This window comes from Brucella anthropi (assembly GCF_046630315.1).
GTDB classification, from domain to species: domain Bacteria; phylum Pseudomonadota; class Alphaproteobacteria; order Rhizobiales; family Rhizobiaceae; genus Brucella; species Brucella anthropi_A.
Window position 1 is genome coordinate 70,673 of the sequence record NZ_LQBD01000002.1, and the last position, 26,743, is coordinate 97,415.

The following is a 26,743-nucleotide window of genomic DNA, read 5'->3' on the forward strand; positions in this document are numbered from 1 at the left end:
GGCTTCACGTGGTTTCAAAACGAGGCGGTGTCCAGCCCCTGCCGGGAATGGAGGCAAGCAGGCGCTGTGTATAGTCATGTTGCGGATTGGCGAAGACTTGCGCGGTCGGCCCGGCTTCGGCGATCTCGCCCTTCGACATGACGATGATGCGGTCGCATAGCTGGGCCGCGACGCGCAGATCGTGGGTGACGAAAAGCAGCGACAGGTTGAGCCGCTCGCGCAAATCGGCCAGAAGCCGCAGAACCTGCGCCTGTACCGAGACGTCGAGCGCGGAGACAGGCTCGTCGGCGACGATGATGCGCGGCTCCAGAGCAAGCGCGCGGGCAATGCCGATGCGCTGGCGCTGCCCGCCCGAAAATTCATGCGGAAAACGGTCGGCGGCAGCGGGCGAAAGCTCCACCAGCTCCAGCAATGCGCGGGCTTTTGCGTGCGCCTCATCCTTCGGCACGCCATGGACGATTGGTCCTTGCGCAATCAGGTCCACGACGCGGCGGCGCGGGTTGAGCGAGGCCATCGGGTCCTGAAACACCATCTGGATGTCCTTGCGCATGGCGCGCACGTCCCGCGGGCTGGCGCTCAGGAAATCCCTGCCATGCACATCGACGCTGCCGCCATCGGCTTCCAGCAGGCGCGTGACGATGCGCGAAACAGTGGTCTTGCCGGAGCCGCTTTCGCCGACGACGCCCAGCGTCTCGCCCTCGCGCAGTTCGAACGAAAGGTCTTTCACGGCAGGCACGGCGCTGCGTTTGCCGGTCAGCAAGCCGCCGCGTGCCTTGAAGGTCTTGCGCAAGGCGCTCGCCTTGAGAATGACCGGCTGTTCAAGCGACGGTTTGGCCGGCGGCGGGGTGAGGGCTGGAACCGATGCGATCAGCGCCTTGGTATAGGCGTGCTGCGGGTGGTTCAGCACTTCGTTGGCCGGACCTTCCTCCACCAGTTCTCCAAGCCGCAGCACGGCCACGCGGTCGGCGATTTCCGCCACCACGCCAAAATCATGGGTGATGAACAGGATGCCGGTATCGTGTTCGCGTTGCAGGTCGCGGATCAGTTTCAGGATTTGCGCCTGCGTGGTCACGTCGAGCGCGGTGGTCGGTTCGTCGGCGATGATGAGACGCGGTTTCAGGATCAGCGCCATGGCGATCATGACGCGCTGGCGCTGCCCGCCGGAAATCTGGTGCGGATAGGCGTTATAGGCGGATTCCGGGTCCGGAATCTTCACCTCCGCCAGGATGTCCAGCACGGCGGCCCGGCGCGCCTTGCGTCCGAGCCTGGTGTGCAGGCGCAGCACCTCATCGATCTGCCAGCCGACCGTCTTTTGCGGGTTGAGCGCGGTCATCGGCTCCTGAAAGATCATGCCGATGCGGTCGCCGCGCAGCTTCTGCATGTCGGCTTCGCTGAGCGAATAAAGATCGATGCCTTCGAGCCTGATCGTGCCATGGGTCACGCGCACATGCGGTTCCGGCAGAAGGCGCATGATCGCCCCTGCCGAAAGCGACTTGCCGGAGCCGCTTTCGCCGACGAGGCAGACGATCTCGCCGGGATTGATGGTAAGCGAAAGGTCTTGCAGGGCATTAGGCCGGTCGGCGCCCTTCGGCAGCGCGATTTGCAGGTTTTTGATTTCAAGAACGGGTGCGGCGGTCATTATTTCTTCTGCCTCGGATTGAGCGCGTCGTTCAGGCCCTCGCCAAGCAGGCTGAAGGACAAAACGGTGAGCAGAATGGCGATGCCGGGAATGACGGAGCAAAACCAGTCGCTGCGCAGCACGGCGCGGCCCTGGCCGATCATGTTGCCCCAGCTTGCATAGTTCGGGTCGCCAAGACCGAGAAAGGCGAGCGCGCTTTCCATCAGGATGGACGTGGCCATAACGACAGATGCGAAGACGATCACCGGCGGCAGGGCATTCGGCAGGATTTCGCGGAAGATTATCGCGGCATTGCCGACGCCCAGATTGCGCGCGGCATCGATGAATTCGCGCTTGCGCAGCGCCAGAAACTCGGCCCGCACCATGCGGGCAGGCGCGGTCCAGGACACAATGCCGATGCAGATGATGATGTTTTCGATGGAAGAGCCGAAGATCGCCACCAATGTCAGAAGCAGCACAAAGCTTGGCACGGTCTGGAAGGCTTCGGTGATGCGCATCAGCACATCATCCACCCAGCCGCCATAATAGCCGGCAAGCGCGCCGATAATGATGCCGATCACGATCGAAATCAGGGTGGCCACCACGCCGATCAGAAGCGAGATGCGCGCGCCGTGGAAAATGCCAGCCATGATATCGCGCCCAAGCTGGTCGGTGCCGAGCGGCGTTGCGGCATTGACGAATGGCCAGACGAGCGGATCGCCCGCGCGGCGCAGCGGGTCGCCGGGCGCGATGACATCGGCCAAAAGCGCGATCAGCACCACGGCGATGAAGAGGATGAGGCCCAGCACGGCGGCGCGGTTGCGGCTGAAACGCTGCCACAGAATTCTTGTACGCGAGACTTGCGGGCGGGTGAGGGAAAGGTCCTGGGACGTCATGACAGTTCGATCCTGGAATCAAGCCGCGCATAGATGAGATCGGTGATGAAATTCACGATCACCACCAGCACCGAGCACAGGAAGATGATGCCCATCAGCGTGTTGAGATCACGCTTGATGACGGAGGTATAGGCAAGCTGGCCGAGGCCGGGCAGCGAAAAGATCGTCTCGATGACAACCGAGCCGCCAAGCACGGTGGAAAATTGCAGGCCGAGCAGCGTGACGACCGGCAGGAAGGCGTTGCGCATGATGTGGTGGAACATCAGCCTTGCGCCGCTGGCGCCCTTGGCGCGGGCCGTGCGCACATAATCGAGGTCGGCCACTTCCAGCACGCTGGTGCGCATCAGGCGCATATAGAAGGCGAGATAGATGAGCGACAGCGCCGTCGTCGGCATGACGAGGTGCACGGCAATATCCCACACATTCTTCCAGCCGGTGTAAAAACCGCCAAGCGTCTTGTAGCCGCCGACCGGCAGCCAGCCGAGCTTGACCGAAAAGACGAACATCAGGATGAGGCTGAGGAAGAAGCTCGGCATGGCATAGAAGACGAGGCCAAGCGTGGAAATCGCATTGTCGGTTAGCGAATAGGCGCGCCGCGCGGCGAAGGCGCCGAGCGCGATGCCGAAAATGAAGGCTACCGAAAGCGAGCAAACCATCAGCAGGAGCGTCGGCACGAGGCGGGCCTTCAGCACGTCCAGCACCGGCTGTTCGTAGACATAGGACCAGCCGAAATCGAACTGCGCCAGCTTGGTCATGTAAATCCACAACTGCACCCAGACCGGCTGGTCGAGACCATATTCGGCGCGCAGATTGGCGACGAATTGCGGGTCTGCGCCGCCCATGTCGCCGACAAGCGCGTCCACCGTATCGCCGGGGGCAAGCTTGATCAGCAGGAATGACCCGATCATGATGAGAAGAATGACGGGGATTGCCTGCAAGATGCGCCGCAGCGCAAAAGTCAGGATCGGGGGCAGGGGCATTGCGGATTATCCTGCAAGATATGCATTTCAGCATTCATGGAGAAGGCAGCCGCTGCCGATCGGTTGGCAGCGGCTTGGTCTGGCTTATCGGTCGATCCACAGATCGTACCAGCTGGAGGAATCCCAGCGCGGCGTGTTGTGATGGTTCTTCAACACCTTGTTGGTCACGCCGACGAACGGATGCTCGATGGCGAAGATAACCGGCAGGTCCTTCATCTCAAGCTGCTGGATCTGGTGGTAGAGATCGGCGCGCTTGGCCGGATCAAGCTCGGATGCGGCCTTGTCGATCAGGCTGTCCATTTCGTCGGACTTGTAGCCGAACTGGTTGGACCATGCCGTGCCGACCGGAGCGCCGGAGCGCAGCCAGACAGTGGTGGAGACCGCCGGATCGGAGCGGAACTGGTGCCAGCCGCTTGCCGTGTCGAAATCATGGTCGCGATAGACGCCGTTCAGGAAGCCCGGTGCGTCATTGGTCAGGATTTCGACGTCGATGCCGACTTCTTTCATGGCCTGAGCGTAATATTCAGCCCAAAGCTGCGTATATTCACCCCATGGGGCCGGGCGATGACGCAGCTTGAAGCGGATACCGTCTGGGCCAGCGGGATAACCGGCTTCGTCGAGCAGTTTCTTCGCCTTTTCAACATCATAGGGATAGGTCTGGACCTGATCCGTATAGTTGGCGCCGCCAGCGCTCGGGATCGGGCCGCGGCCCGGCTTGGCATAGCCGCGCATGATCGTCTTGATGGCGAAGTCGATATCGAGCGCGTGATAGATCGCCTGGCGGACCTTCAGATTGGCAAGGATCGGATTGCGCAGGTTGAACTCGATGGTCGAGTGGGCGACATTGTTCTCAAAACCCTTGGTGCCGGTGTCGAAGCGGCCATCCTTCTGAAGACGCTCGGTATCCGACATGGAAATGCCGTTGAAGGCGGTTTCCAGCATTTCGCCGGCTTCAAGCGCCGCGGCTGCGGCGGCCTTGTCCGGCATGAAACGCCAGATCACGCGGTCGAGATAGGGATATTCCTTGCCGCGCCAGTAATCATCGTTGCGCTCGGCAATGATGTGCTGGCCGCGCTCATATTCGACGAACTTGAACGGCCCCGTGCCAACCGGCGCGGCGTTGTATTTGTTCTTCAGAATATCCGTGCCTTCATAAAGATGCTTCGGCACCGGATGGCCGAGATCGGGCATGGCGGCGACCAGAAGGTCGAGCGGCATCGGCCTGGAATAGCGGAACACGGCCGTATGCGGATCGGTGCAGTCGACGGCTTCGAGATTGGCCTGAAGCGTCGTCGAATAGTTGAGCAGCTTCTTCCACAGGTTCATCGCGCTGTAGGAAACGTCATCGCAGGTGAAAGGCTCGCCGTCATGCCAGCGCACATTCTCGCGCAGCTTGAAGGTGATGGCCTTGCCGTCTTCCGAGGATGACCAGCTTGTGGCCAGAACCGGCACATAGCCCTCATAGGTGCGGTCGATCAGCGGCTCCATGATGCGGCCGGTGATCTGGTAGACGCCGGTGGAGGCGCGCAGCGCAGGGTTGAGTACACCCTGCTCGGTGTTCATATGGACGATGACCGTGCCGCCGCGCTTCACCTCTTCGGCGTGCGAAGACGCCGCCGCAAGCGAAAACGCGGCGACAAACAGGCCAAGGCCAGTTTTTCTGATATGCATTCTCTGTTCCCCTGAAGGACGTTGAGGGAGGGCTTTCAAGCCTCTTTTCCCGCAGGTCCCAATATTGTTCAAGCCCCTGAAATTGCAGAGAAATGCTGTTTCCGGGCGCCTTTATCGCATGCAAGCATCGATATGCTAGAATCCATGGCGATAATGTCAAGGCAAACCAATATGCCGGGCAAAATTGGTAAAATTTCTCGACCAGCCTGCGTTAATAAATGTCGATTTTCCACGTCGGCGTTGGTCGACGAGCCGGTTTTCTCCCGAACAGGACGCGAATCCGGGCAAACAAGGCCGTCATGAGGATTGCGCCGGCGAAGACTCAAGCCTCGCCCGGTTGGTTTCAGGGCAGAAGTCAAAGCCGCATGTTCAGCGCGGGAAGCGCTGGTTTTCCTCCAGCACGTTCAGGTCCATATGGTTGCGCATGTAGCGCTCGGATGCCTTTTGCAGCGGCTGGTAATCCCACGGATAATAGGCCCCGTTGCGCAGCGCCGGATAAACGACGTGACGGCGCGCCTGGCTGGCGCGGACATCGGTATCGTAGCGGTCCAGGTTCCAGCGCGTTTCCGCCTTGGCCAGCAGGCCGTCCAGAACGGCCCTGAACTCCGGCTGTCCGGCCAGATTGCGCAATTCGTCCGGGTCGGCGGCAAGGTTGAACAGTTGCGGCGGGTCGGCGCGGCAAAGGTTGAGCTTCCAGTCGCCGTCGCGCAGCGAGACCATCGGCGCGACGGTGCCTTCGGCGGCATATTCGACCGGCACGGCGCCGCGTTCGGCCGTGCCTGAGGCGATAGCGGTGAGTGAAACACCGTCGGTCCACGGCATGATGTCCTTGAGGTCGATGCCCGCCAGGTCGGCCAGTGTCGGCAGGACGTCGAGCGTCGAGACGGGGGCATCCACACGGCCCGGTTTCAGTTGCGGGGCCGCGATCATCAGCGGCACGCGGGCGGAGCCATCGAAGAAACTCATCTTGAACCACAGGCCGCGTTCGCCCAGCATATCGCCGTGATCGGATGTGAAGACGACAATCGTGTCCTCCGCCATGCCGCAGCGCTCGATCACATCGAGCAGGGCGCCGATCTTTTCATCCACATAGGAGATATTGGCGAAATAGGCCTGCCGCGCGGTGCGAACCTGCTCGCGGGTCAGGTCGTAATCCTCGGCCTTGCAGGCCCGCAGCAGGCGTTCGGAGTGCGGATCGATCGCGCTTTCAGCCAGCGGCCCGATTTTCGGATCGAGTTCGGGAATGTCCGCATAAAGATCGAAGAAGCGCTTGCGCGCCACGTAGGGATCGTGCGGATGGGTGAAGCTGACCGTCAGGCACCATGGCCGCCCATCGTGGCCGCGCGCCAGATCATAGAGCTTTGCTTCGGCCTGATGGGCGACCTCATCGTCATATTCGAGCTGGTTGGTGATTTCGGCGGAACCCGCGCCGGTGATGGAACCGAGATTGTGATACCACCAGTCGATGCGTTCGCCGGGCTTGCGATAGTCCGGCGTCCAGCCGAAATCCGCCGGGTAGATATCGGTGGTGAGCCGCTGTTCGAAACCATGCAGCTGGTCCGGCCCGACGAAATGCATCTTGCCGGAAAGTGCGGTCTGATAGCCCGCATTGCGAAGGTGATGCGCATAGGTGGGGATTTCAGACGAAAACTCCGCCGCATTGTCGTAAACGCCGGTCCGAAACGGCAGCTGGCCCGACATGAACGACGCGCGTGCGGGCGCGCAAAGCGGGCTTGCCGTGTAGCACGTGGCAAAACGGGTGGAGCGGTCGGCAAGTCTTCTCAAATTCGGGACGTGAAGGAATTTGGCCGGGCCGTCCGGAAAGAAGGTGCCGTTCAGCTGGTCGACCATGAGAATGAGGATATTCGGCTTTTTCATTGTGCGGGACCGTCGGCAAATGTGGAAACGTGAAACGGCGGGCGCCGAAACGCCCGCCTGAAACGTGCATCTGGTACCCGGTCAAAGGCCGAGGCTTGCCTTGACGGCTTCTGCGCCCGGTTCGCCCTTGAAGGTGGTGACGCCCGCAAGCCATTGGTCGATCTGGTCCGGATGCGCCTTCAGCCATTCCTTGGCGGCGGCGGGGCCTTCCGCGCCTTCATCCAGGATCTTGCCCATCAACTCATTCTCGATATCGACGGTGAAGATGAGGTTCCTGAAGAAGGTCGCGGCATTCGGGCACTGGGCGGCCCAGCCGGTGCGGGCAAGCGTATAGACTTCCGCGCCGCCGAAATCCGGGCCGAAATAGTCGTCACCGCCCGCCAGATATTCAATGTTCAGCTTTGTGTTCATCGGGTGCGGCGCCCAGGCCAGGAAAACGACCCATGCCTTGTCCTTGTTCTTGCGGTCCACCTGCGCGAGCATGGCCTGCTCGCTCGATTCCACCAGTTCCCAGCCGTCGAGCCTGAATTTCGGGTGCGCGATGATCTTCTGGATGTTCTGGTTGGCGGGCGCGCCGGGCTCGATGCCATAGATCGCCTTGCCGAACTTGTCGGCATGGGCGGCAAGGTCGGCAAAGTCCTTCACGCCTTGGCTTGCCACATAATCCGGCACGGCCAGCGTGAACTTCGCGCCTTCGAGGTTTTTCACGAGGACTTCGGCGGCCTTCGCCTTGTCGAGATCGTCGCGGAATGTCTGCTGTGCGGGCATCCAGTTGCCGAGGAAGACATCGAGATTGCCGGTTTTCAGCGCCTCATAGCCGATCGGCACGGACATGGTCTTCACGTCTGGCTTGTAGCCGAGGCCCTCCAGCAGCACGCTTGCGACGGCGTTGGTGGAGGTGATGTCGGTCCAGCCCGGATCGGACAGGCGGATGGTTTCGCAAGCCGCGGGATCGGCGGCAAAAGCCGTCCCCGAAAGCCCCGCCAGTGCCGTGAACGCCAGTGCCGCAATCTTCAAACAGCGCATTGATGACCCCTCTGATTGATTAAAGCCGGTTATGTCTCATATTGCTGCTTTCAGGAGAACATCATTTAGGCTAGGGAAAAACCCATTCATTTTTTATCGAAGCTATAGAAGGTCTTTATGGTTTCTCCATCCTGGGATCTTGGCAGCCTTGGCGTTTTCGAAGCGGTGGGACGATTGGAAAATCTGACCCTCGCCGCGCGTGAACTCGGCATGACGCAACCCGCCGTCAGCTATCAGATAAAGCGCATCGAGGAGCGTCTGGGCGTTGCATTGTTTGCCCGGCGCGCACGCGGCGTCGAAATATTGCCTGAAGGGCGCATTCTTTATGAGGCCGTGCGTTCCGGCCTGGATGGAATCGACGAGGCGGTGCAGCAGATCGAGCGCCGCCAGCGCGCGCCGGGATTGCGGATCGCGACCGACTATGGCTTCGCGACATTCTGGCTGATGCCGCGTGTCGCGCAGTTTCGCCCCAACCATCCCGAGGTCGATGTGCGCATCACGGCATCGTCCATGCTCCAGCCGCTCGACCGGCGCGAGGCGGATATTTCGGTCCTGTTCGGCGGGCGCGAGGATTTTCCCAAGGATGCCATCGCCTTCATCGGCGAAAAGGTCGTGCCCGTCTGTTCCCCGGCCTATCTCGCCGCGCATGGCCCTTTTGCGGGCGGCAAACGGCTTGGCGCGGCCTCGCTCCTGCATCTCGATACATTGCAGGGCGACCGCTGGTTCACCTGGCAGTCATGGCTCGACAGGATCGGCGAAGACATAGAAGACGGCAATTACGGGCTGGTCTTCAACACCTATAATCTGGTGATCGAGGCCGCCATTGCCGATCAGGGCGTGGCGCTCGGCTGGGCGGGGCTGATCGACGGGGCCGTGCAGCGCGGGCAGCTTGTCCATGCCTGCGACGTGGCGCTTGCAAGCGACAAGGGATACTGGCTGGTTTTCAACCCGGATATTTCCACAGCCGCGCGCAGGCTCGCGCTCGAACTGCTCGGGGCGGCGGGTGAAAACTGATATTGCAAGAAAGCGGTCGCGTTCCTATTTTTGCACATCATTCCTGTGCACGCGCTTGCCATAAGCGCTGATCTTCAACAGGTGTCCGCATGATTACCCGGAAACGGATCGATGAAACGAATTGAACTTCTGATCGAAAACATCATTCTGGCGTCGCGCTGGCTGCTGGTGGTCTTCTATCTCGGCCTTGCCATTGCGCTGGCGATCTATGCCGTCTCCTTCATGGGCAAACTCTTCGATTTCGCAACGAAAGTGACCGCGCTGAACGATACCGACACGATCCTGAAGGTCCTCGGTCTCATCGATGCGGCGCTGATCGCAAGCCTCGTGGTGATGGTCATCATTTCCGGCTATGAGAATTTCGTCAGCCGCTTCGATCAGGCGGGCGACGAGGTGCACTGGCTTGGCACCATCGATGCGGGCTCGCTCAAGATCAAGGTCGCCTCCACCATCGTGGCAATCTCGTCGATCCATCTGCTCCAGATATTCCTCAACGCCACCACCTATACGTCCAACCAGTTGATGTGGTTCACCATCATCCATCTGGCCTTCGTGTTCTCGGCGCTGTTCCTCGCCTATATCGACAGGCTGACCGCCAAGGGCAAGAGCGGGGCGAAGGCAAAGGGTAAGGTCGAGCCGAATATCTGACGCTCGGAGGCATGATCGGCGTGACGTCACCTCTTCGCCTTTAGGGCGTTGAAGATCGTGACGGCGATCACGATGACGATGCCGATCAGGATCGCAAGGAGCGCTTGCAGGAGCGAGGTTGCGATCCATTCGAAGGCGGCTGAAAACCGGGTGCCTTCGGTCGGCAGGTGCGAGACGATGGAATGGATGAAGGCTTCCACACCGTGGATGCCGATCGAATCCAGCCCGTGCACGATGATGCTGCCGCCAACCCACAGCATGGCGGCGGTGCCGACAGTGCTCAGAACCTTCAATATGACGGGCATGCCCGCAACCAGCCCCTTGCCGAGCTGCCTGCCAAAGCCCGTGTGGCTGTTGCGCAGGAGAGAGACGCCCATATCGTCGAGCTTCACGATGATGCCGACCACGCCATAGACGGCAAAGGTGATCAATATGCCGACGGCGGCGAGGATGGCCGCCTGCGTATAGATGCTTGAGGGCGCAAGCCCCGCCAGCGTCAGCGCCATGATTTCCGCCGACAGGATGAAGTCCGTGCGGATGGCGCCGTTGACGGTCGTTTCCTCGATTTCCCTTGCGGTCGCGCCCTTGGCTTCCGCATGTTCCTCCGTGTGGGGAATGAAGAATTCCACCAGCTTTTCCGTGCCTTCGAAGGCCAGGTAGATGCCGCCGATCATCAGAAGCGGCATGATGAGGGACGGCGCGAAATAGCCTAGAATGAGCGCCAGCGGCAGCAGAAAGACAAGCTTGTTGCGCAGCGACCCCTTGGTGATTTTCCAGATGACCGGCAATTCGCGTTCCGGCGTCAGCCCCACGACATATTTGGGCGTGACGGCGGTGTCGTCGATCACGATGCCAGCGGCCTTGGCACTGGCCTTTGCCGTCTGGCCTGCAACATCATCGAGCGAGGCTGCCGCCATTTTCGCAATGGCTGCGACATCATCGAGAAGTGCGAACAAGCCGGACGCCATGGGAAACCTTTCTGCATTGGTGTTGCCGGTAGCTAAACTTTGTCGGGGGGCTGCGTCCAGATGAAAATCAGGCGGCGGCTATTGTTTCGAAAACAGATACAATCTGTGCATGATCGTCAATGTTTCAATGCAGGTGGGGATGGCTATATTGGCGGCAACACAACAGGAGAGATCGCCATGCTTAATCAGATCAAGGGCCTCCATCACGTTACCTCGCTTGCCGCCGATGCCCGTTCCAACAACCGGTTCTTCACCGATGTTCTGGGGCTGCGCCGGGTCAAGAAGACCGTCAATTTCGATGATCCGAGCGTCTATCACCTCTATTACGGCGATGAAGTGGGCACGCCCGGCACCGTCATGACCTATTTTCCATTTCCCGGCATTGCGCGCGGCCAGGGCGGCACCGGCGAAGTGGGCACGACCGTTTTTGCCGTGCCGCAGGGCTCGCTCGGTTTCTGGAAGGATCGTTTTGCCCAATCCGCGGTCAAGGTTCAGTCCGAAGACGAGGCTTTCGGCGAAAAGCGCATCCATTTCCTCGGCCCGGATGGCGACAGCTTTGCGCTGGTGGAAGTGAAGGACGATCCGCGCGCGCCGTGGGCGCATGACGGCATCGATGCCGACCACGCCATTCGTGGTTTTCATTCCGTCTCCATGCGGCTTCGCGACGAAGGCGCTACAGCCGAACTTTTGAACTATATGGGATATCAGAAGCTCGACGCGAAAGACGGCATCACCCGCCTCGTCATGCCGGAGGGCAATGGTGCGGGCGTCATCGACCTGGAAACCCTGCCTGCGGTCGGCCGCAACCGGCAGGGCGCCGGTTCCGTGCATCACGTGGCATTCGCCGTCGAAAACCGCGAAAAGCAGCTGGAAGTGCGCAAGGCGCTGATGGATACGGGCTATCACGTCACGCCCGTCATCGACCGCGATTACTTCTGGGCGATCTATTTCCGCACGCCGGGCGGCGTCCTGTTCGAGGTGGCAACCAACGAACCGGGCTTCGATCGCGACGAGGATACGGCCCATCTGGGCGAAGCGCTGAAACTGCCGACGCAGCACCAGCATCTGCGCGGCTATCTCGAAGACCATCTCGACAAGATCTGACCTTGCCGGGAGAGGAGATAAGACATGACCATGCAAACCTATGTGCACCGGCTCAAAGCCGGTGCGAACGGCGCGCCGCTTTTCATCGTGTTTCACGGCACGGGCGGCGACGAGAACCAGTTTTTCGGCCTTGCGGAACAGCTTCTGCCGGAAGCGACCATCGTGTCGCCGCGCGGTGACGTGTCGGAATATGGGGCGGCACGCTTCTTCCGCCGCACGGGCGAGGGCGTCTACGACATGGAAGACCTTGCCCGCGCCACCGATAAGATGGCCGGTTTCATCGCCGGGCTCGTGGCGGAACACAAGCCGTCCGAAGTGATCGGGCTTGGCTATTCCAACGGCGCCAACATCATGGCGAACCTGTTGATCGAGAAAGGCAGGGTGTTCGACAGGGCGATGCTTCTGCATCCGCTGGTGCCGTTCAGGCCGAAGGACAATCCGGCGCTTGAGGGCGCGAAAATTCTGATGACCGCTGGCCGTATGGACCCGATCTGCCCGCCGGATCAGACGGAAGCGCTCGCGGATTATTTCGAGCGCCAGAAAGCCGATCTTTCGCTTGTCTGGCATCCGGGCGGGCACGATCTGCGCCAGACGGAACTGACTGCCGTTCAATCGTTTCTTGGAAGTTAAAGCATTTCCAGCAAAAGTGCGAAGCGGTTTTGCGTCCGGAAATGCGTTGGAGAAAAAGCATTTCCAGCAAAAGTGCGAAGCGGTTTTGCGTAGGATAATGCGTGAAAACAAACCATTTCCAGCAAAAGTGCGAAGCGGTTTTGCGTCTGGAAATGCGTTCGATAAAACAAAGCCGCCGCTCCGTTTTGAGCGGCGGCATTTTTGTTGCGAAACCCTCTTGCAATTTTCATTATATATTATACTTAATTGTATATTGATAATGAGGTGCCATGATGGTAGCGATGTCGGGCGGTGCGCGCGCCCATGAAAACACAATGACGCGCACGCAAATGGAGGGGCGGGCAGCCGAGGTTGCCGAACTCCTGAAAACGCTGTCGCATCCGGCGCGGCTGATGCTGGCCTGCACGCTTGCAGAACGCGAATATTCGGTCGGAGAACTGGAAGAGGCGCTTGGCATTCACCAGCCGACGCTGTCGCAGCAGCTGGGCGTGCTGCGTGAAGCGGGCATCGTCGAAACCCGCCGCGACGCCAAGCAGATTTTCTATCGCCTGGCGGAAGTGAAGGCCGGGCAGTTGATCGAGGCGCTTTACGGCATTTTCTGCACACCGGAGGCCCGGTCATGATCGCAACCTATCTGCAATCGCTGGCGGGCGGCATGCTGCTCGGCCTTTCCGCGGTCCTGCTTCTCATCTTCAACGGACGCATTGCCGGCATCAGCGGCATTGTCGGGCGGCTTCTTGGTGGCAAACAGATACCGGCCAATGCGGTCTTTGTCGTCGGCCTCGTTCTCGGACCCATTATCTATGCGGCGATCTATGGTGCCTTTCCGCCGGTGACGCTGGCCATGTCCTGGCCCGTCATTGTCGTGGCGGGGCTTCTGGTCGGCATCGGCACCCGCATGGGATCGGGCTGCACGTCCGGCCACGGCATTCTCGGCATGGCGCGGTTTTCCAGGCGTTCGATAGCCGCGACGCTCACCTTCCTCATAAGCGGCATCGTGGTCGCCAGCATTTCGGGAGCATTGCTATGAAACAGTCGGCCAATGCACGTCTCGCCATGACATTGCTTGCAGGCGCGATCTTCGGTTTCGGCCTGTCGCTGTCGGGCATGATCGATCCGTCGCGCGTGACGGGCTTCCTGAATGTCACCAGCGGCCGTTGGGACCCGAGCCTTGCCTTCGTTCTGGGCGGCGCCCTGCTGGTGGCCATCCCCGGCGTGATGATAAAGCGGCGCATGGCGCGGCCCGTGCTGGACCAGTCCTTCCATCTGCCGGAAAAGACGGAAATCGACCGGCGGCTGATTATCGGCTCCGCCATCTTCGGTGCGGGCTGGGGGCTTGCGGGCTTCTGCCCCGGCCCGGTCATCTCCGCGCTGTCGATGGGCCTGCCGCAGGTCTGGCTTTTCGTGGCGATGATGGTTCTGGGAATGATTTTCCACGACCGCCTCATGGTGAGGTCTTCGTAGCGTATCACGATAGCAAAGGGAGGCGTAATGCCTCCCTTTGCCGCCATGTTCAGTACAGCACGTTCTTGGCTTCCGGCTTGTCGATATTGTCCTTGGTCACGACAACGGCGCCCGTATCGACGAACTTCTCGACCTTTTCCTTGTTCAGCACCTTCAACAGGGTTTCGATGCCCTTTTCGCCCATCTGGTAGGAACCCTGAACGACGATGGCGTTGAGCGTGCCGTCCTTGACGAATTCCTGCAAATCCTGATTGCCGTCGAAGCCGATGGCGGCCAGCTTGCCGGATTTGCCCGCCTGCTTGATCGCGCGGCCCATGCCGATGGCGGTCGGTTCGTTGGCGCCGAAAATGCCGACGAGATCACCATTGGCCGCCAGAACGTCGGTGGTCTGGTTGAGCGCGGTTGCCATTTGCGACTGCGAATAATAGGGGCCGACGACTTCCAGCTTGGAATTGGCCTTGATGTAATCCACGAAGCCGCCGACGCGCCCGATTTCGGAACCTGCGCCCGCGACATAGGACATGACGGCGATCTTGCCGGTGGTGCCTGCCTTGTCGATCAGGGCCTTGGCCGCGGCTTCACCGGCCTTGCGGTTATCGGTGGCGAGGAAGGATTGGTAATATTTGTCGGCGCCGTCGGCCAGCTGCGAGTCGATGATGACCACCGGAATGCGCGCTTCCCACGCCTTCTTCACGGCAGGCGTCAGCGCGTCCGGGTCGGATGGCGCAAGCAGGATCGCATCCACTTTGCGGTTGACGGCATTTTCCACCATGTTCACCTGGTCGGCGATGGCCGATTCAGCCGCCGGGCCCTGGAAGGTCATGGTGTGATCCTTGGAATCCTTGATCGCAGCTTCCGCGCCTTTCTGGACATTCTGCCAGAAGGTCGAGTTCACGGTCTTCACGATCACGGCGATTTCGCCCGCCGAAGCGCCTGCCGCTCCTGCGAGCACAAAGGCCGAAGCCATCAATGCAGACACCAGTTTACGCATGTTTTCCTCCTGTTATCGAGCCTCTGGCTCTACCCTTTTTTCGGAATGCCGCAGGCATTCCGTCTCCCCTCTCACCGGCGGTTGCGCATCTGGTCGATCCAAACCGTGACCAGAATGACGAGGCCGATGATGATCTGCTGCGTAAAGGCGGAAATGCCGTTCATGTTGAGGCCGTTGCGCAGGATGCCGATGACGAACGAGCCGATGAACGTGCCCGAAATCGTGCCGACGCCGCCGATGAGCGACGTGCCGCCGATGACAGCACTTGCAATGGCGTCAAGCTCATAGGCGACGCCTTCATTGGGCTGTGCGGTGACAAGGCGGGACATGAGCACGCAGCCCGTAAGCCCGGCAAGCGTGCCCGAAACGATATAGGTGAAGGCCGTCACGCGGGCGACATTGACGCCGGAAAGCCGCGCGGCTTCCGCATTCGATCCGATGGCATAGATATGGCGGCCAAGCACGGTGCGGTTCAACACGAGTGCGGCCGCAATCGCGATCACGATCATCAGCACCACCGGATAGGGGATGCCGGGAAAGGTGACAACCGGAAAGCCCTGTTCGTCGATGCTCTCGATGCGCAACAGCGAGCCGTTGCCCAGCACGCCGAAGGCTTCGCCAAGGCCGGAGACGGCGCGCGCGCCGGTGATCTGGAGCGCGACGCCGCGCGCGATCAGCATCATGCCGAGCGTGGCGATGAAGGGCGGCAGCTTGAGCTTTGTGATGACGAAGCCGTTGATGAGGCCGCAGAGCGATCCCGTCAATATGCCGAGCAGCATGGCAAGCGGGATGGGCAGCGAAAGGTCCTTGACGGCAAGGGCCGCCACCACGCCGGCAAGCGCCAGAACCGAGCCGACCGAAAGATCGATGCCGCCGGTAATGATGACATAGGTTGCACCGATGCCGAGAAAGGCGATCGACGTCACCTGCAAGGCGATGGTCATGGCATTGTTGACGGTCATGAAGGCGCTGCTGGTGACGGAAAAGATCGCCGCCAGAAGGATCAGGCTGCCGACGGCGGCGAATTTCTGGATGATATCCTTCTGGCGGTCGCTGAGCCCCCTGGATTTTGCCGTCTTCCGGGGCTTGTCCGTGGTGATTTCGGCCATTTTTACTGCGTCCTCATTTGTCCTGCCGCCCCCGCCCGGAGGCATAGGTCATGATTTCTTCCTGCGTTGTCGCAGCCGTGTTCAGGACGGCGGTGATGCGCCCCTCGTGAAAGACCGCCACGCGGTCCGAAAGCCCCAGTATTTCCGGCAGTTCGGAGCTGATGAGCACAATGCCGATGCCCCTTGCCGCCAGATCGTCCATGATCTGGTAGATGGCGAATTTCGCGCCCACATCGATGCCGCGCGTCGGCTCGTCGAAGAACATGATGCGCGGCTCGCGGAACAGCCATTTGCCGATGATGATCTTCTGCTGGTTGCCGCCCGACAGCAGGCGAACCGGCTGGCCCAGCCCCGGCGTCTTGATGTTGAGCAGATCGACATAGCGCTGGCTTGCCTGCCGGTGGCGCTCGAAATCGATCACGCCATGGGCGCTGCTGACGGCTTCCATATTGGCAAGCGTCAGATTGGCGTCGACCGGCATCTTGACGGCGAGCCCCTGCGCCTTGCGGTCTTCCGACAGATAGGCGATGCCCGCCTCGATGGCATCGCGCGGGCTGGCGATCGAAAGTGTGTCGCCCTCAAGCACGATGGTTCCGGCGTCATGCGGATCGGCGCCGAAGATCGCGCGCGCCACTTCGGTCCGCCCCGCGCCCATCAGCCCGGCAAAGCCCAGGATTTCGCCGCGCTTCAGTTCAAAGCCGATATTGTCGAAGACGCCGCTTCGCGTCAGCCCGGCAACGGAAAAGATGACTTCATCCGTCGGCTTGCGCGTCGGCTCGGGAAATTTTTCATCGAGCGCGCGCCCGACCATGCCGGCCACGATCTCATCGACGGTGACATCGTTGAAATCCCTGGTCCAGACATAGCGCCCGTCGCGCAGGATGGTGACACGGTCGACAATCTCCGCCATTTCATCGAGGCGATGCGAAATATAGACGATGCCGGTGCCCTGCGCCTTCAACTCGCGGATGACCCTGAACAGAAGCTGCGCCTCCTGCTCGGTCAGCGAGGAGGTGGGCTCGTCCATGATGAGCACGGAGGCATTGAGCGACAGCGCCTTGGCGATCTCGACCATCTGGCATTGGGCGACCGAAAGGTTCAGGACCTGCGTGGACGGGTCGATCCTGACGCCCAGCCGGTCGAGGCAGCGCTGTGCATCGTCCTTCAGCTTGCGACGGTCGACGAAGAAACCGCGTTTCGGCTCACGCGCAAGATAGATGTTTTCCGCAACGCTCAAATGCGGAACGAGGTTCAGCTCCTGATGGATGATGGCGATGCCCGCCGCTTCCGATTCAAGCGTCGAGGCAAAGCGCACGGGCTGGTTGCGATAATGGATTGTGCCGCCATCGGGCTGATAGACGCCGCTGACGATCTTCATCAGGGTCGATTTGCCAGCGCCATTTTCGCCGCAGACGGCATGAACCTCGCCCGCCCGCAATTCAAAGCTGACATTCGACAGGGCCTTGACGCCCGGAAACTCCTTGGAAACGGAATCCAGCTTCAGCAATACAGGCGCGGTCTGCGCGCGCGCTGTCGCTGACGGCAATCCTCCCATCGCGCTTCCTCCCTCGCGCAAAGTTTCATCACCTGTGAATGAAAGAAGTAGAAGCCTGCCGGTTTCTGGTCAAGCCAATTTTGCGTGCGCAACCAAAACGCCGCGCTTGCGTGAAGGGTTGCGGTTCAAACCCCCACATTCTACGCAATTGGCCTGACCAACGGGCGCTTTTGCGATATTGCCTGCATTGTGACTGCATGGATTGGGACGAAGAGAAAGGCCGCGTCGTCGCGGGCCGGACGAAAGCAGGGCGCGACTGCAATTCTGACAGTATCGCAGTATTTTATGCCGCCCGCCTCTGGAAAGCGGGGCGGTTCCTTTCTATCATTAGAGCATTTCCAGCAAAAGTGCGAAGCGGTTTTGCGTGGGATAATGCGTAAAAAAAGAGATAGAGCGGTGCTACGAATCCGTTTTAACTGGAACCGCTCTATATTCCGATTATCTGATCCCGAGGGGCAGTTTTGTACTTTGAAATAATTACGGTCGTGCTGTTGACGATCCTCAATGGCGTTCTTGCCATGTCGGAACTCGCAGTGGTTTCCTCCCGCCCGGCACGACTGAGGGTAATGGCCGACAAGGGCAGCCGCGGCGCCCGCATGGCCATCGAGCTTGCCGATGATCCCGGCCGTTTCCTCTCCACCGTCCAGATCGGCATTACCCTTGTCGGCATTCTGTCGGGTGCGTTTTCCGGCGCGACGCTCGGCGCGCGCCTGTCGGGCTGGCTTCTGGCGCAGGGTTTGTCGCCAGCCCTTGCCGATGCGCTGGGCGTCGGTTCGGTCGTCGTGGTCATCACCTATCTGTCGCTGATCGTCGGCGAACTCGTGCCCAAGCAGATCGCGCTGCGCGAACCGGAAACGGTTGCAAGCCGCGTCGCCCCGACGATGACGCTGTTGTCGAAGATGGCCGCGCCTCTGGTCTGGCTTCTGGACACTTCGGGCCGTCTGGTGCTGAAACTGCTCGGCCAGTCGGGCAGGACGAGCGACGGCGTGACGGATGAAGAGATCAAGTCCGTTCTGGCCGAAGCGCATAGCGCGGGTGTGATCGAAACGGAGGAATCCCGCATGATTGCGGGCGTGATGCGCCTTGCCGACCGCACGGCGCGCGGGCTGATGACGCCGCGCATGGATGTCGAAATGGTCGATGTCGACGACAGTTTCGACGAAATCCGCGAGCAGTTGCAGAACACCGGCCGCTCGCGGCTTCCGGTGCGCGGCGAGGATTCCGACGAGGTGATCGGCGTCTTGCAGGTGCGCGACTTCTTCAACCAGCTTTCGTCCAAAGGGAGCGTCAATCTGCGCGAGATCGTGCGGGACGTCCCCGTCGTGTCGGATTTTTCCGATGCGCTGGACGTGGTGGAAGCCATTCGCGGCACGCCCACCCATATGGTGCTTGTCTATGACGAATACGGCCATTTCGAAGGGGTGATTACCGCGGGCGACGTGATGGAAGCCATCATCGGCGCCATGCAGGAAGACCATGTCGAGGAGAAAGCCATCGTGCGCCGGGCGGATGGGTCCTATCTCGTCTCGGGCTGGATGCCGATCGACGAATTTTCGGAGTTTCTGCGGTTTCAGATCGATGACGATGCGGAATACAACACCGTTGCCGGGCTGGCGCTTGAGGAGCTGAAACATCTGCCCGATGTGGGCGAAACCTTCGTCAAGAACGGATGGATCTTCGAAATCGTCGACCTCGATGGACGCCGCATCGACAAATTGCTGCTGACGGCGGAAGAACAGCCGACCGAATAGTTTGCGGGCGGGCGGCATATTGCCGGTGACAGGCTGTCATCCGCCAAGGTAATCGTCTTGATTGAGCCATCGTGCCATTGGCATTTTAGATTGCATACATGTTATACTTGCAAATCAGGGGACAGTTCTGCTGTCATTCCTTTTCGGTGAGGGGCAGGAGGGGCGCTCCTGATCGAAAGAAGCTCAACGTGCTCTGGCCGGTGGTGGCGTTTCAATGGGGTCAAGAATTGCATACTGGCTGCAACTGGCACGGGCGGCATATGGCAGCCAGAACGGCCCGATAACCGACAAGATTCTCGCAGACCAGCTGAGGGAGATTTGCGAGGGGCTGCGCTTTTCGATGCCGATCGGCACGATCCTGTCGGTGCTTGTCCTGCTGGCCCAGATGGCGGAAGGGCATGTGTGGGTTCCGCTGGTCTGGTTCGCGCTGGTCAACATCATCAATATGGCGCGCTTCATCGACGCGATTGCCTATTATCGAAGCCCTGCCGTACCCACTGAAAATGTCAAGGTGCTGCAACGCCAGCTCACCCGGTTCCGGTTGCTGGCGGCGGTGTCCGGCCTAGTATGGTCAGGGGTCGCCATTCTTTCCGAGGGATTCACGCTCGCCCAATCGTCGTTCTATCTGGTCATTCTGGCCGGTGTCTGCGCCGGTGCCGTGACCTATGGTTCGTCCTATGCGGCGGTTGCGATCAATTTCATCACGCCGCCGCTGGCCGTGACCATGGTTTGCCTCGCATGGCAGGCCGATCTGCAACATGGCATGCTTGCTTTTGCCGTCGTGCTGTTCTGGTGCGGGATGGCGCGCGGTGCGCTGTTGGGCCAGAACCGTTTCATCCAGACAAGCAGGCTCAAGCATGAAGCCAAGCAGACCGCCGATGAAATGGCGCTCAAATCCCGGCAGGATCCGCTGACGGGCCTCTTCAACCGGCGCGGCCTTGAAACCTCCATCCGCCTGTTTCCGGTCAAGGACGGCCCGTTCATCGTCATGCTGATCGATCTCGACGGGTTCAAATCCGTCAACGATACCTACGGCCACAAGGCGGGCGACGATCTTCTGGTCGCGATTGCCGAGCGCATCCGGCAGATATCGCCGGAGCGATCCGTTCTGGCGCGCATCGGCGGCGACGAGTTTGTGCTTGTCTATCCCGAGCCGGCGGCGAACATCGAGGCCGGACTGGTGGCCGCGCGCATCATCGGCAGTCTGGCGGCGCATCATCAGGGCATCCTGTCGGTGGAGATCGGCGCCTGTGTCGGCATCTGCCGGTTGGAGCGCCTGGACCCGGTGGAAATGCTGTTGCGGGCCGATTTTGCCCTTTATGCCGCCAAAAAGCGCGGCCGCAACGAATATTATTTCTTCGAGAAGCGCCTTCACCATGAGTGGGAGCGCAAGCAGAGCATCGAGCGCGATCTGCGGATCGCCATCGAAACCGGGCAGGTACAAACTTACTTCCAGCCGGTGGTCGAGCTTTCCAGCGGGCGCATGGTGGGCTTCGAGGCGCTGTTGCGCTGGGATCATCCGCAGCATGGCACGATCCCCCCGCCCGAAATCATCGACGTCGCCTGCGAGGTGGGGGTGGTGCGGCAGCTGACCCACAATGTGTTTTTCAATTGCTGCGAGATGATCGACAAGCTTTCCGGGATGGGGCGCGGCGATCTGACGGTCGCCATGAACCTTTCCCCCCGCGAGCTGGCGGGCGGGCGTATCCCGCATGAAATCCTGTCCCAGATGGAAAAGCGCGCCCTGCCGGCTTCGATGCTCGAGATAGAGATCACGGAGGAGGCGCCCTTCGACCAGCGCTGGATGAACGACAGTCTCGGTGCCTTGTCGAATGCCGGCGTTTCCATCGCGCTCGATGATTTCGGCACCGGCTTTGCGACTTTTGCTTCCCTGAAGAAGGGGCTCATCACCAAGATCAAGATCGACAAGGTGTTCGTGCGCGGCATTGCCGAATCCGACGGCGACCAGCATATCGTGCGCGCCATGGTCGCGCTGGGGGAAGCGCTCGGCATCAAGGTGACGTCCGAGGGGATCGAGACGGAAGAAGACCGCGACACGCTTTGTCGTCTTGGTTGCGGCAGCGGGCAGGGTTTTCTGTTTTCGCCCGCCCTGCCGATGAACATGGCTCTGGATGCGCTTGCCAGGACATATGCCGGGGCCGACCGCGCGGCGCGATCATAGGCTTGCCTCAAATCTACACGAACCGTCGCCCCCAATTTGGTCGCAAGCCGGACGGGGTGTTATGGTCTGTTGCTTCAGGCAGGCGAGCCTGCTTGCCGGGCGAGAAAATGTAGATCAGGGGAGGGATTTCATGACAGATGGCAACGATGCTTCAACTCTCATAGACGGGCGTATCGCCGAGCTTGGCGACTGGCGCGGTGAGACGCTTGCCAGAATGCGCGCGCTCATCAGGAAGGCCGATCCGGGGGTGATCGAGGAATGGAAATGGCGCGGCGTTCCGGTATGGTCGCATGACGGCATCATCTGCACCGGCGAGACCTACAAGAAGGTGGTGAAGCTGACTTTTGCGCATGGCGCCGCACTGGACGATCCGGCTCATCTCTTCAACTCCAGCCTTGAAGGCAATACCCGCCGCGCGATCGACATAGGCGAAGGCGAGGAGATCGATGCGGCTGCTTTTTGTGCGCTCGTCCAGACCGCCATCGCACATAATATAGCCAGGAAGACGCGGAAAAAGCCCAGCTAGCACTACAGTTGCAAATTCGTCAGGCCGTGGTGAAAAGAGTAATTTTCGAGCACCGGAGCGCAGCGTACTTAAAGGTACGTGAGCACCGGAACGCAGACAAATTGCTCTTTGCAGCCCGGCATCACGAAGAATGCAACTGTAGTGCCAGGGCTGACCGGTCGTCCCGACTATGCAGAACGGTTTCCTGCGGTGGTGCAGCGACGAGTTGTGGGGATGCGGGCCTCAAGATTTCTCTCCATTCCGACTGGAATGTATCGCCGATCGATCCGCTTCGTTATGTCGAGGGCACTGTTACCCGCGAGATGAATGAAGGCGGCGCGGCGGCAGGCTTTGCCCTGCCGCCGCGTTCTCTGCCGTGGGGCTCTCAGCCCGGAGCTGTCTGTTTTGACGCGCATTTTCCCCGTGCAGGCTTTTCACGCTTTTCGGGATGCGCTCTATACCGCCCGGGTCAGCCCGCCATCCACGCGCAGGTTCTGGCCGGTGATATAGGCGGCGCCGTCGGATGCGAGGAAGGAGATCGTCGCGGCGATTTCCTCGCTCGTGCCATAGCGCTGCAACGGAACGCTTGCCCGGCGTTCTTCCACCTTCGGCAGGCTGTCGATCCAACCGGGAAGAACATTGTTCATGCGGATATTGTCGGCTGCATAAGTGTCGGCGAAAATCTTGGTAAAAGAGGCAAGCCCGGCGCGGAACACCGCCGAGGTCGGGAACATGGCGCTCGGCTCGAACGCCCATGCGGTCGAGATATTGATGATGACGCCGGACTTCTGCTGCTGCATCGTCGGCACCACCAGGCGCGAGGGGCGAACCGCATTGAGAAAATAGGTGTCCATTCCCTTGTGCCAGTCTTCATCGGTGATTTCGAGGATCGGCGCGCGGGGGCCATGGCCTGCGCTGTTCACCAGCACATCGATGCGGCCCCAGTTTTCCAGAACTTCGTCCACCAGCCGCTTCAGATCGTCATTCGACTGGTTCGAGCCGGTGACGCCGATGCCGCCCAGTTCCTCAGCCAGTGCTTCGCCCTTGCCGGAGGATGAGAGGATCGCCACCTTGAAACCGTCCTGCGCCAGCCTGCGCGCGGCAGCTGCCCCCATGCCGCTTCCGCCAGCCGTTACAATCGCTACTTTTCCTGCTGCCATGGTCCGTTCCTTTGCTGCCTGATCGAGCAGGCTCTATTTTTATGGAATCGTTGGAATTGCCCTGTGGGCCGAACCTACACGGATTCGTCTACGGCATCGGCCCAAAAATCGGAATCGATTTTGGGAATGCACGATGCCTCTATACAATAAGTCAGAGCGACCTTTGTGCGTCCGAATGGACGCACGGCGCTCTACGGCGAAAGCGGGGTTGAAGGCGCAGGCCGGGGCTTTGCGGAACGGGCAGGCACGGTGATGCTGACAAGGCAAATGGTAACAAGAACCACGCCAAACCAGCCAAGGGCGGAAAGGCGCTCGCCGACGATCACCACCGCGAAAAACGCGGCGACAACCGGCTCGAACAGGGTGATTGTGGTCGCCACGCTCGTTTCAACGCGGTTCAGGCCGTAGCCGAAACAGACATAGCCGAGGAACATCGGCACGAAAGCCATGTAAAGCCCGACGGCCGCATTGTTCCACGAACCCAGAAACGGCCCGCCGGTTGCGAGCAGAACCGGCATCAGCAAAAGGCCGCCTATGCCGAAGGTTGCGCCCATGGCGGTTGTCGATGATATGCCGCCCTGCATAAGCTGGCGCGCGCAGGAAGAATAAAGCGCATAGGTGAAGCCTGCCGCGAGGCCCAGCAGTGAGCCGGTCAGCGTTGAACCCTCGGCTGCGACCGCATGAACGCGGCCCTGTTCCGACAGGCTGAGCAGGGCCATGCCGACAATGCCGATCGCAGCGCCTGCCAGCCAGCGCGGCGACGGGCGAAAGCCGCTTTGCCGATATTCGATGCCTGCTGAGAGAAGCGGAGCGGAGCCGAGCGAGATGACCGTTCCGATGGTCACGCCGGCCATCCGCATGGAGCCGTAAAAGGCGAGGGGATAGATCGCGACCGAGACCGCGCCCAGCATGAGGATGCGCCATTGACCGGCAAGCGCCCGTCGCGCGGCGATCAGCCCGCGCCAGGCGATTGCGGCTTGCGCCAGCCCGCCAAGCCCCATGGCCGCAGCGCCGATGGCCGCCGCGCCGACGTCGGGCGCAAAGGTGGCCGCTGTGCCTGTCGTGCCCCAGATGGTGGAGGCGACGATGATGGCGGCCACGCCCAGAAAATAGTCTCTCGATGATTGCATTTTAAATTTGCTTCAAAATCGTCGCGGCCATTGCCCTGGCTTCGCCAAGACGCGCACTCTTGCCTTCAAGGCCAGCCCGCATGATCGCTCCCTCGAGAATGAAGGAGAGCTGCACGGCCAGTTGGCTCACCCGAGGCGGATCATCGGGGATCAGGCCGGTGAGATGGGTCACGAGCAGGCCCTCGACCTCTTCCTTGTGTTTTCTCACCGCTTCGCGCCCCGGATCGCCAGCGGGCAGCTCCGCTGCCGCATTCAGGAGGCCGCAGCCGCGAAACCCGTGTTCATAGGCAAATTCCGCGTGGTCGCGATAGGCGTCGAACACCGCCAGAATCCCGTCCATCGGCGTTGCCGCCTTTTCCAGGCGCTTTTCATAGAGGCCCAGCCATTCGGCATGGCGATGCTCCAGATAGGTCGCCACCAGTTCCGCCTTGGATGCGAAATTGTTGTAGAGGCTCTGCTTCGCCACGCCTGCGCGCTGGATGATCGCGTCGATCCCGGTCGCCGCAATGCCTTCGTCGTAAAACAGTTCCGCCGCCGCCGCTAAAAGCCGCTCGCGTGCCGGTCTTAAACTTGTCGTGGCGGGATCGTTCATCGCATTTGGTCCATCGATTAGGTAGACCAGTCTACCTATCGCAAAAAAAGGTGTCAATCATCATTCTCGTGCGCCCACGGTTTTAACCCCTTGTCGCAGGAGAGAGATTCACGTATCCGCATTCTTAGGCAGATGGAACGGGAGGTCGTCCGGTGCCGCAGAAAGTTTCCCCCCTGGCGCCTTTCCAATACAAGACATTTCGGGCGCTCTGGTCAGCGACATTGGTTTCCAACCTCGGCGGTCTGGTGCAGACGGTCGGCGCGGGCTGGATGATGGCAACCATCGCCCATTCGGACGATATGGTTGCACTTGTGCAGGCTTCGACAACCTTGCCCGTGATGATCTTTTCCGTCGCAGCCGGTGCCCTGGCCGATAATTTCGACCGCCGCCGCATCATGCTGACAGCGCAGGTTCTGCTGCTGTTCATTTCGGTTGCGCTGGCGGCTTTTGCCTATCTCGGTATCCTCACGCCCTGGATGCTGCTCAGCTTCACCTTCCTGATCGGCTGTGGCGGGGCCTTGCACAATCCTTCATGGCAGGCATCGATGGGCGACATCGTGCCCCGCACCGATCTGCCTGCGGCCGTGGCGCTCAACAGCATGAGCTTCAATCTCATGCGCAGCATTGGTCCGGCCATCGGCGGTATCATCGTGGCGGCGGCGGGCGCTGCTTTTGCGTTCATTTTCAATGCGTTCAGCTATTGTGCGCTCATTCTGGCGCTGTGGCGGTGGAAGCCGGAAACCGTCAAGTCCACCCTGCCGCGCGAAACGCTGGGACCGGCCATGGTGGCGGGGCTGCGTTATGTCGCCATGTCGCCGAACTTGCTGAAAGTGATGTTCCGGGGCTTTCTGTTCGGCCTGTCGGCCATTGTCGTGCTGGCGCTTCTGCCGCTCGTCGCCCGCGATCTCGTCCAGGGAACGGCGCTCACCTATGGCATCATGCTGGGCTTTTTCGGGCTTGGCGCGATTGGCGGGGCTCTGCTCAGCGCCCGGCTGCGCGAGCTTCTCGGCAATGAATGGCTGGTGCGGGGGGCTTTTGTCGCCTTTGCCATCAGCTGCGCTTTGCTGTCGATCAGCCGGAACATGTGGCTAAGCTGTCTTTTCCTGCTGCCTGCCGGGGTTTCGTGGGTTCTGGCGCTGTCGCTGTTCAATGTCACGGTGCAGCTGTCCACGCCGCGCTGGGTGGTGGGGCGGGCGCTTGCGCTTTACCAGACGGCGACTTTCGGCGGCATGGCGGCGGGAAGCTGGCTCTGGGGTGCGGTCGCGGACGAATATGGGGTGCCGGGTGCACTTCTGGCTGCTGCCGTGGTGCTGATGTTTGGCGCGCTGATCGGCCTTTTTCTGCCGCAGCCTGATTTTGAAGCCCTCAATCTCGATCCGCTCAACCGTTTCAGCGAACCGCAGCTTCGTCTCGATCTGCGTTCGCGCAGCGGCCCGATCATGATCATGGTCGATTACAGAATCGCACAGGAAGATGTTCCGGCGTTTCTTTCCGCCATGGCCTTGCGGCGGCGCATGCGTATCCGCGATGGTGCAAGGCAATGGGTGCTGCTGCGCGATCTGGAAAACCCGGAAACCTGGACGGAAAGTTATCACGTGCCGACCTGGGTTGAATATGTCCGCCATAACCAGCGCCGGACCCAGGCCGATGCTGAAGTGTCGGAAAGATTGCTTTCCCTGCACAAGGGAGACAAGCCGCCGCTCGTGCATCGCATGATCGAAAGGCAGACGGTTCCGGTGCATGACGACATGCCGCTCAAGGCTCATCTCGACCTGTCGTGAGCGCCGGTTTCAAATCAAGGCAAAACCGGGATTTGCGCCTTTCTGCTGCGCAAACGCTGTTTTCGGCGCGGAACCTTGCGCCTTTCGCAT

The 26,743-nt window shown here is 60.6% G+C and carries 25 protein-coding genes; 11 read left to right on the plus strand and 14 right to left on the minus strand.

What is annotated here, in order from left to right:
• Positions 1-4: 4 nt before the first annotated feature.
• From AVM02_RS02055 to choX, 6 genes are all read right to left on the minus strand, one after another.
• Positions 5-1,639: an ABC transporter ATP-binding protein gene (locus AVM02_RS02055; RefSeq protein WP_411505360.1), complete on the minus strand. Its 1,635-nt coding sequence runs from the start codon at positions 1,637-1,639 to the stop codon at positions 5-7.
• Positions 1,639-2,514, minus strand: coding sequence for an ABC transporter permease (locus AVM02_RS02060; protein WP_411505361.1), 876 nt, complete (start codon positions 2,512-2,514; stop codon positions 1,639-1,641). The genes AVM02_RS02055 and AVM02_RS02060 overlap by 1 nt, the downstream gene beginning before the upstream one ends.
• The gene (locus AVM02_RS02065; protein ID WP_411505362.1) at positions 2,511-3,494 is read right to left on the minus strand and encodes an ABC transporter permease; all 984 of its coding nucleotides are present in this window, start codon (positions 3,492-3,494) and stop codon (positions 2,511-2,513) included. Before AVM02_RS02065 ends, AVM02_RS02060 begins: the two co-directional genes overlap by 4 nt.
• Before the next feature lie 84 nt (positions 3,495-3,578).
• Positions 3,579-5,165, minus strand: a complete 1,587-nt coding sequence (locus AVM02_RS02070) for an ABC transporter substrate-binding protein (RefSeq protein WP_411505363.1) — start codon at positions 5,163-5,165, stop codon at positions 3,579-3,581.
• Positions 5,166-5,534: 369 nt separating this feature from the next.
• A complete protein-coding gene (gene betC / locus AVM02_RS02075) occupies positions 5,535-7,043 on the minus strand; it encodes a choline-sulfatase (RefSeq protein ID WP_411505364.1) in 1,509 nt (502 codons plus the stop codon).
• A gap of 81 nt (positions 7,044-7,124) precedes the next feature.
• A complete protein-coding gene (choX, locus tag AVM02_RS02080; protein ID WP_411505365.1) occupies positions 7,125-8,069 on the minus strand; it encodes a choline ABC transporter substrate-binding protein in 945 nt (314 codons plus the stop codon).
• Between the two features lie 117 nt (positions 8,070-8,186).
• Here choX and AVM02_RS02085 point away from each other — a divergent pair, with 117 nt between their 5' ends.
• Both AVM02_RS02085 and AVM02_RS02090 read left to right on the plus strand, forming a co-directional pair.
• Positions 8,187-9,083, plus strand: coding sequence for a LysR substrate-binding domain-containing protein (locus tag AVM02_RS02085; protein WP_411505366.1), 897 nt, complete (start codon positions 8,187-8,189; stop codon positions 9,081-9,083).
• A 111-nt stretch (positions 9,084-9,194) separates the two neighbouring features.
• Complete coding sequence (locus tag AVM02_RS02090; RefSeq protein WP_411505367.1) at positions 9,195-9,731, plus strand: TIGR00645 family protein; 537 nt, start codon at positions 9,195-9,197, stop codon at positions 9,729-9,731.
• Positions 9,732-9,757: 26 nt separating this feature from the next.
• Here AVM02_RS02090 and AVM02_RS02095 read toward each other — a convergent pair whose 3' ends face one another.
• Positions 9,758-10,699 carry a DUF808 domain-containing protein gene (locus AVM02_RS02095; RefSeq protein ID WP_411505368.1) on the minus strand — a complete coding sequence of 314 codons (942 nt, stop codon included), beginning with the start codon at positions 10,697-10,699 and terminating at the stop codon, positions 9,758-9,760.
• Between the two features lie 177 nt (positions 10,700-10,876).
• Here AVM02_RS02095 and AVM02_RS02100 point away from each other — a divergent pair, with 177 nt between their 5' ends.
• Together AVM02_RS02100 and AVM02_RS02105 are read left to right on the plus strand one after the other, a co-directional pair.
• Entirely contained in the window at positions 10,877-11,803 is a 927-nt protein-coding gene (locus AVM02_RS02100; RefSeq protein ID WP_411505369.1) for a VOC family protein, read from the plus strand.
• A 24-nt stretch (positions 11,804-11,827) separates the two neighbouring features.
• Positions 11,828-12,433 (plus strand): alpha/beta hydrolase, encoded by a 606-nt coding sequence (locus AVM02_RS02105; RefSeq protein ID WP_411505370.1) that lies wholly within the window; start codon positions 11,828-11,830, stop codon positions 12,431-12,433.
• Here the strand turns inward: AVM02_RS02105 and AVM02_RS02110 are convergent.
• Complete coding sequence (locus AVM02_RS02110) at positions 12,430-12,663, minus strand: hypothetical protein (RefSeq protein ID WP_411505371.1); 234 nt, start codon at positions 12,661-12,663, stop codon at positions 12,430-12,432. The two genes, AVM02_RS02105 and AVM02_RS02110, sit on opposite strands and share 4 nt — an antisense overlap.
• A gap of 42 nt (positions 12,664-12,705) precedes the next feature.
• Between AVM02_RS02110 and bigR the strand changes: the two genes are divergently transcribed.
• The 3 genes from bigR to AVM02_RS02125 are packed head-to-tail and all read left to right on the plus strand — an operon-like array spanning position 12,706 to position 13,897.
• Positions 12,706-13,056 (plus strand): sulfite-sensing transcriptional repressor BigR, encoded by a 351-nt coding sequence (gene bigR, locus AVM02_RS02115; protein WP_411505446.1) that lies wholly within the window; start codon positions 12,706-12,708, stop codon positions 13,054-13,056.
• Positions 13,053-13,463 carry a YeeE/YedE family protein gene (locus AVM02_RS02120; protein WP_411505372.1) on the plus strand — a complete coding sequence of 137 codons (411 nt, stop codon included), beginning with the start codon at positions 13,053-13,055 and terminating at the stop codon, positions 13,461-13,463. Before bigR ends, AVM02_RS02120 begins: the two co-directional genes overlap by 4 nt.
• Positions 13,460-13,897 (plus strand): DUF6691 family protein, encoded by a 438-nt coding sequence (locus tag AVM02_RS02125; RefSeq protein WP_411505373.1) that lies wholly within the window; start codon positions 13,460-13,462, stop codon positions 13,895-13,897. Before AVM02_RS02120 ends, AVM02_RS02125 begins: the two co-directional genes overlap by 4 nt.
• Positions 13,898-13,946: 49 nt before the next feature.
• Here the strand turns inward: AVM02_RS02125 and AVM02_RS02130 are convergent, their stop codons facing one another.
• The 3 genes from AVM02_RS02130 to AVM02_RS02140 all read right to left on the minus strand — a co-directional run bounded on the left by AVM02_RS02130 (position 13,947) and on the right by AVM02_RS02140 (position 17,552).
• Positions 13,947-14,888 (minus strand): ABC transporter substrate-binding protein, encoded by a 942-nt coding sequence (locus tag AVM02_RS02130; protein WP_411505374.1) that lies wholly within the window; start codon positions 14,886-14,888, stop codon positions 13,947-13,949.
• Between the two features lie 71 nt (positions 14,889-14,959).
• The gene (locus AVM02_RS02135; RefSeq protein WP_411505375.1) at positions 14,960-15,997 is read right to left on the minus strand and encodes an ABC transporter permease; all 1,038 of its coding nucleotides are present in this window, start codon (positions 15,995-15,997) and stop codon (positions 14,960-14,962) included.
• A gap of 13 nt (positions 15,998-16,010) precedes the next feature.
• Positions 16,011-17,552 (minus strand): sugar ABC transporter ATP-binding protein, encoded by a 1,542-nt coding sequence (locus AVM02_RS02140; protein ID WP_411505376.1) that lies wholly within the window; start codon positions 17,550-17,552, stop codon positions 16,011-16,013.
• 461 nt (positions 17,553-18,013) lie between these two features.
• Between AVM02_RS02140 and AVM02_RS02145 the strand changes: the two genes are divergently transcribed.
• The 3 genes from AVM02_RS02145 to AVM02_RS02155 all read left to right on the plus strand — a co-directional run bounded on the left by AVM02_RS02145 (position 18,014) and on the right by AVM02_RS02155 (position 22,011).
• Positions 18,014-19,303: a hemolysin family protein gene (locus AVM02_RS02145; protein ID WP_411505377.1), complete on the plus strand. Its 1,290-nt coding sequence runs from the start codon at positions 18,014-18,016 to the stop codon at positions 19,301-19,303.
• 214 nt (positions 19,304-19,517) lie between these two features.
• Complete coding sequence (locus AVM02_RS02150; RefSeq protein WP_411505378.1) at positions 19,518-21,485, plus strand: putative bifunctional diguanylate cyclase/phosphodiesterase; 1,968 nt, start codon at positions 19,518-19,520, stop codon at positions 21,483-21,485.
• A 130-nt stretch (positions 21,486-21,615) separates the two neighbouring features.
• Positions 21,616-22,011, plus strand: a complete 396-nt coding sequence (locus tag AVM02_RS02155) for a DUF1801 domain-containing protein (protein ID WP_411505379.1) — start codon at positions 21,616-21,618, stop codon at positions 22,009-22,011.
• 434 nt (positions 22,012-22,445) lie between these two features.
• Here AVM02_RS02155 and AVM02_RS02160 read toward each other — a convergent pair whose 3' ends face one another.
• The 3 genes from AVM02_RS02160 to AVM02_RS02170 form a co-directional block, all read right to left on the minus strand.
• Entirely contained in the window at positions 22,446-23,150 is a 705-nt protein-coding gene (locus AVM02_RS02160; RefSeq protein WP_411505380.1) for an SDR family oxidoreductase, read from the minus strand.
• Between the two features lie 191 nt (positions 23,151-23,341).
• Positions 23,342-24,280: a DMT family transporter gene (locus AVM02_RS02165; protein ID WP_411505381.1), complete on the minus strand. Its 939-nt coding sequence runs from the start codon at positions 24,278-24,280 to the stop codon at positions 23,342-23,344.
• Between the two features lies 1 nt (position 24,281).
• Positions 24,282-24,872: a TetR/AcrR family transcriptional regulator gene (locus tag AVM02_RS02170; RefSeq protein WP_411505382.1), complete on the minus strand. Its 591-nt coding sequence runs from the start codon at positions 24,870-24,872 to the stop codon at positions 24,282-24,284.
• Between the two features lie 152 nt (positions 24,873-25,024).
• Between AVM02_RS02170 and AVM02_RS02175 the strand changes: the two genes are divergently transcribed.
• Positions 25,025-26,653 carry an MFS transporter gene (locus AVM02_RS02175; protein WP_411505383.1) on the plus strand — a complete coding sequence of 543 codons (1,629 nt, stop codon included), beginning with the start codon at positions 25,025-25,027 and terminating at the stop codon, positions 26,651-26,653.
• Positions 26,654-26,743 lie beyond the last annotated feature (90 nt).

Bases quoted from the DNA above. Each gene is read 5' to 3' on its own strand.
- AVM02_RS02055 (WP_411505360.1), bottom strand. From the start codon at position 1,639: ATGACCGCCGCACCCGTTCTTGAAATCAAAAACCTGCAAATCGCGCTG.
- AVM02_RS02060 (WP_411505361.1), bottom strand. From the start codon at position 2,514: ATGACGTCCCAGGACCTTTCCCTCACCCGCCCGCAAGTCTCGCGTACA.
- AVM02_RS02065 (WP_411505362.1), bottom strand. From the start codon at position 3,494: ATGCCCCTGCCCCCGATCCTGACTTTTGCGCTGCGGCGCATCTTGCAG.
- AVM02_RS02070 (WP_411505363.1), bottom strand. From the start codon at position 5,165: ATGCATATCAGAAAAACTGGCCTTGGCCTGTTTGTCGCCGCGTTTTCG.
- betC (WP_411505364.1), bottom strand. From the start codon at position 7,043: ATGAAAAAGCCGAATATCCTCATTCTCATGGTCGACCAGCTGAACGGC.
- choX (WP_411505365.1), bottom strand. From the start codon at position 8,069: ATGCGCTGTTTGAAGATTGCGGCACTGGCGTTCACGGCACTGGCGGGG.
- AVM02_RS02085 (WP_411505366.1), top strand. From the start codon at position 8,187: ATGGTTTCTCCATCCTGGGATCTTGGCAGCCTTGGCGTTTTCGAAGCG.
- AVM02_RS02090 (WP_411505367.1), top strand. From the start codon at position 9,195: ATGAAACGAATTGAACTTCTGATCGAAAACATCATTCTGGCGTCGCGC.
- AVM02_RS02095 (WP_411505368.1), bottom strand. From the start codon at position 10,699: ATGGCGTCCGGCTTGTTCGCACTTCTCGATGATGTCGCAGCCATTGCG.
- AVM02_RS02100 (WP_411505369.1), top strand. From the start codon at position 10,877: ATGCTTAATCAGATCAAGGGCCTCCATCACGTTACCTCGCTTGCCGCC.
- AVM02_RS02105 (WP_411505370.1), top strand. From the start codon at position 11,828: ATGACCATGCAAACCTATGTGCACCGGCTCAAAGCCGGTGCGAACGGC.
- AVM02_RS02110 (WP_411505371.1), bottom strand. From the start codon at position 12,663: ATGAAAATTGCAAGAGGGTTTCGCAACAAAAATGCCGCCGCTCAAAAC.
- bigR (WP_411505446.1), top strand. From the start codon at position 12,706: ATGGTAGCGATGTCGGGCGGTGCGCGCGCCCATGAAAACACAATGACG.
- AVM02_RS02120 (WP_411505372.1), top strand. From the start codon at position 13,053: ATGATCGCAACCTATCTGCAATCGCTGGCGGGCGGCATGCTGCTCGGC.
- AVM02_RS02125 (WP_411505373.1), top strand. From the start codon at position 13,460: ATGAAACAGTCGGCCAATGCACGTCTCGCCATGACATTGCTTGCAGGC.
- AVM02_RS02130 (WP_411505374.1), bottom strand. From the start codon at position 14,888: ATGCGTAAACTGGTGTCTGCATTGATGGCTTCGGCCTTTGTGCTCGCA.
- AVM02_RS02135 (WP_411505375.1), bottom strand. From the start codon at position 15,997: ATGGCCGAAATCACCACGGACAAGCCCCGGAAGACGGCAAAATCCAGG.
- AVM02_RS02140 (WP_411505376.1), bottom strand. From the start codon at position 17,552: ATGGGAGGATTGCCGTCAGCGACAGCGCGCGCGCAGACCGCGCCTGTA.
- AVM02_RS02150 (WP_411505378.1), top strand. From the start codon at position 19,518: ATGGGGTCAAGAATTGCATACTGGCTGCAACTGGCACGGGCGGCATAT.
- AVM02_RS02155 (WP_411505379.1), top strand. From the start codon at position 21,616: ATGACAGATGGCAACGATGCTTCAACTCTCATAGACGGGCGTATCGCC.
- AVM02_RS02160 (WP_411505380.1), bottom strand. From the start codon at position 23,150: ATGGCAGCAGGAAAAGTAGCGATTGTAACGGCTGGCGGAAGCGGCATG.
- AVM02_RS02165 (WP_411505381.1), bottom strand. From the start codon at position 24,280: ATGCAATCATCGAGAGACTATTTTCTGGGCGTGGCCGCCATCATCGTC.
- AVM02_RS02170 (WP_411505382.1), bottom strand. From the start codon at position 24,872: ATGAACGATCCCGCCACGACAAGTTTAAGACCGGCACGCGAGCGGCTT.